Raw genomic sequence first — 1,740 nt, 5'->3', positions numbered from 1 at the left:
TAGATGAACTTGCTCAGCTTATAAAAAGAATAGTGGGATATGAAGGTGCAATTACCCACGATTTGTCAAAGCCCGACGGAACTCCAAGAAAAACACTCAATGTAGACAGACTACACTCAACAGGTTGGAAACATAAGGTAGATCTAGAGTATGGAATAAAAAGAGTCTATCAGTGGTATCTTGATAATAACTAAAGGTCAGGGATTTTTATGAATAAATTATTAATGATCGGTCCTTTTCCAGATCCAGTACACGGAATGAGTATGGCAAATCAAATGCTTTTATGTGGTCTCGAAAAAAAAGGATACAGAGTAGATCATATCAATACCGCTTTACTTTCTAAAATTGAAAGTACAAAAGATCAAAAAAAAATATCTTTTAAAAAACTTTTTACTGCAGTAGGTCATATCTCAGGAGAACTTTTTAAAATTTTTTCCAATAGCTACGACGTTGCTTATATTACGCCTGGTCACAGTTTTATAGGGTTTATGAGATATTCACCCTACATGCTTGCCTGTATAATAAAAAGAATACCCTATTTTCTGCATAGTCACGGTGGTCAGCTTGGAAATACTTATCAGGAAGCCGGTAAATTGAAAAAATCTACATTAAAATTTTTAATAAAAAAATCAAAAGGTGCAATAGTTTTGGGAGACAGTTTAAAATGGATGTTTCAGGATGTACTTCCGCCGGAAAAAATTTTTGTATGTCACAATGGTGTTCCTGAAGATATAGTATCTTCTAAATATGACATTGAAAATAAACTCAATAAGAATCCGGGAATATTAAATCTTCTTTATTTGAGCAACCTCATGGAAGAAAAGGGGATATTAGATCTTCTCAACTCTCTGGAATATTTCATAGAAAATCACCTGAATTTTAAACTTAACCTAGCTGGAAATATCGAAAAAAATCTAGAAAAGGATATTTATAGTCTCCTTGAAAAAAATAAGGACAAGGTTACTTATTATGGAATTATAGGAGGAGAAAAAAAGAGAAGCCTTCTGTTAGAAAGTGATATCTTCATACTGCCCACCTATTATCCTATAGAGGGTCAGCCTATATCCATCCTAGAAGCTATGGCCAACGGATGTGCTATCGTTACAACAGATCAAGGGGGTATAGGGGACATCTTTCAAGCGAATGTAAATGGAATAGAATGCATCAAAAGAAATCCCCATTCTATTTATGATGCTGTATTTAAAGTGTCAAAAGAACTAAGAAGATTTCAAAAACAAAACTATGAAACGGCATTAGATAATTATACATCAAATGATTTTGTTAAAAGAGTAGAAAAAATAATAAATCCTTCAGTAAAATAAATATTTATATAAAGGAGGTTCATATGAGGAATATAGCCCCTATAGCTTTATTTGTATATAACCGCCCTAAAGAAACTGAAGGGCTTATCAAATCATTAAAAAATAATAAACTTGCTGAGGACAGTCCTCTGTTTATATTTTCTGATGCTCCAAAATCAGAAGAGCAGAGAGAAAAAGTTTCTGAAACTAGAGATATTATAAAAAAAATATCAGGATTTAAGAATATAGAAATATTTGAATCGGAAGAAAATAAGGGACTTGCTCGTTCTATAATAGAAGGGGTAACTCAGATAATCAACAGATATGGCAAAATTATAGTTTTAGAAGACGATCTTATTCTGGCAGATGACTTCCTGGAATATATGAATGAGGCCCTTGAGATGTATGAGGATAATGACTCTATATGGTCTGTAACTGG

Annotated in this window: 2 protein-coding genes and 1 pseudogene; all 3 read left to right on the top strand. The window is 32.7% G+C overall.

Annotation, left to right across the window (positions count from 1 at the left end; all coding sequences use genetic code 11):
• Positions 1-194: pseudogene (locus ABZA26_RS14385) on the top strand (GDP-L-fucose synthase); the annotation flags it as partial.
• A 15-nt stretch (positions 195-209) separates the two neighbouring features.
• Positions 210-1,322 (top strand): glycosyltransferase family 4 protein, encoded by a 1,113-nt coding sequence (locus tag ABZA26_RS14380; RefSeq protein ID WP_372715181.1) that lies wholly within the window; start codon positions 210-212, stop codon positions 1,320-1,322.
• Between the two features lie 23 nt (positions 1,323-1,345).
• The coding region (locus ABZA26_RS14375; protein WP_372715180.1) for a glycosyltransferase at positions 1,346-1,740 on the top strand (395 nt) is incomplete at its 3' end.

The organism is Ilyobacter sp. (assembly GCF_041583315.1).
GTDB lineage: Bacteria > Fusobacteriota > Fusobacteriia > Fusobacteriales > Fusobacteriaceae > Ilyobacter.
The sequence above is the reverse complement of the archived record's forward strand: the minus strand, read 5'-3'. Positions and strand labels throughout refer to the sequence as shown.

Bases quoted from the DNA above. Each gene is read 5' to 3' on its own strand.
- ABZA26_RS14380 (WP_372715181.1), top strand. From the start codon at position 210: ATGAATAAATTATTAATGATCGGTCCTTTTCCAGATCCAGTACACGGA.